2 protein-coding genes are annotated in these 1,718 nt (G+C 45.5%); one reads left to right on the forward strand and one right to left on the reverse strand.

The genetic code is table 11. The features are described from left to right. Positions 1-577: 577 nt before the first annotated feature. Positions 578-1,285: a GntR family transcriptional regulator gene (locus PPL9_RS02730; RefSeq protein WP_208989126.1), complete on the forward strand. Its 708-nt coding sequence runs from the start codon at positions 578-580 to the stop codon at positions 1,283-1,285. Positions 1,286-1,405: 120 nt separating this feature from the next. Here the strand turns inward: PPL9_RS02730 and PPL9_RS02735 are convergent, their stop codons facing one another. After that, positions 1,406-1,705, reverse strand: a complete 300-nt coding sequence (locus tag PPL9_RS02735) for a hypothetical protein (RefSeq protein ID WP_200962078.1) — start codon at positions 1,703-1,705, stop codon at positions 1,406-1,408. Positions 1,706-1,718: the final 13 nt, after the last annotated feature.

The following is a 1,718-nucleotide window of genomic DNA, read 5'->3' on the forward strand; positions in this document are numbered from 1 at the left end:
CCGAAATATTCTCCGTTTCAAGGGCAACTATCTATCGTACATTACAGAGAACTCAGAACCCTTAGCGTACGATTTATCACTGAGCCCTAATCGACCCCGAGATGAGCTGAGCAATTCATCGCGTATTGGGAGGAGATATTTTGCGATCTATAAGTGATTTCCACTTAGAACGTTGCTAATAGTTTCTGCCGTTTATACGCGAAGAAGTGAGCCGGCAGAGTATAGTTGAGATTATTTTATTAAAATAGCGAATAAACTCTATTTCTGTTCATCGAACTCTAAGTAAGTCTGATTCATATGCTCAATGAATAAGACCGTACTTACACATTTTTTTAAAAATAATCGATAATTCGACGTTATTTTCCATAAAACACTCTCGTTTTATTGGAAAGTTATGTCATTCCTACGCAATTTCATTGCTTTTATAGTTCAGATATTGTTTTACAATTGATGTAATAAGAAGGCCAATTGATATTTGCAATTTAACTTGGCCGGATAACAAAACAAATGACCTAGTTTCCATACCGACGAAAAGAAACGCCAAATTGCATAGATAATAATTGTAAGGCAGATAACTTTGAAAATAGAGGATACCTTAGAAAGAGCCGTAACATCGGTCACTGCACAAAACGTCCCGTCATCCGCCTCTCTCATTGACAGGGCCTACGCGCACCTGCGGGCGGCAATTTTGTCTGGCCAGCTTGAGCCGGGCAGTAAATTGCGCATTCGCGAGATGTGCAGCACATTTGATGTTGGGCCTACACCTGTACGCGAAGCACTTTCCCGTCTGGTGTCTCAAGGACTGGTTGCCACGCAATCTCATAAGGGATTTTATATTCCAGAACTTTCGCAAAAAGAGTTTCAGGATATTATTGATCAGCGCCGCCTTCTTGAAAGCGCAACGGTGAGAACCGCCGTTGAAAAGGGCGACGCTCAGTGGCGCGAAAGCGTGCTGGATGCTTACCATGCACTGCAGGAAATTGAGCGGACATGGCAAGCTTCACGGCGTGATTTCTGGAATGAATGGGAAGAAGCCAACCGCGTGTTTCATATGACGTTGGTTGAGGGAGCAGGCTCCAGTTGGGCAAGCCGGTTCCTGCATATGCTTCATGACCAGTGCACCCGCTACCGCGCTGCAATGCGCCGTGCCGGGTTTATTTCAGAAGGCGTTCAGGATGATCACACTCAGCTGATCAATGCTGTGCGCACTGGGGACGGTGAACTGGCCGAGCAAACGATCAAAGCACATGTTGATCGTCTACCTGCTCTTTGCATGCCATCTTAGAGCGCGTTCCGTTTGATTGGTTTCAATCAGACAACAAGAATTCGCTCCACCAAAGATATTAGAGCGCGACGCGTGAATGTTAATGAACGCGACGTGCTCTAATGACTTGATATATTGAACTTATTGTCGGTGAGAGACTTGTTCTCCCACCGCAATAGCCGGTGAGTGATCCAGAATTGCCTCTGGAGAGCGCAAACGCTGCCAGGTTTGATGAGCATCAGCCTGTGCAGTGATATCCTCGTATCCAAGCGCGCTGTAAAACTTCAACGCAGGCTGATTGATGCGGTGCACTTTCAACTCGTGCCTGCAGCCATAATTTTCCAGCAAAAACTGAAGTGTCAGTGCTGGATGTATTTTCCCCATTTGTGCTGCTTGAAAATTACCCACTTTCGCAGCTTTGACTTTTGATTGAAGGGGCATGCCCCTTCAATCA

The sequence above is a fragment of the Pseudovibrio sp. POLY-S9 genome, assembly GCF_001431305.1.
GTDB lineage: Bacteria > Pseudomonadota > Alphaproteobacteria > Rhizobiales > Stappiaceae > Pseudovibrio.

Coding starts and splice junctions, on each gene's coding strand:
- PPL9_RS02735 (WP_200962078.1), bottom strand. CDS start 1,705: ATGCCCCTTCAATCAAAAGTCAAAGCTGCGAAAGTGGGTAATTTTCAA.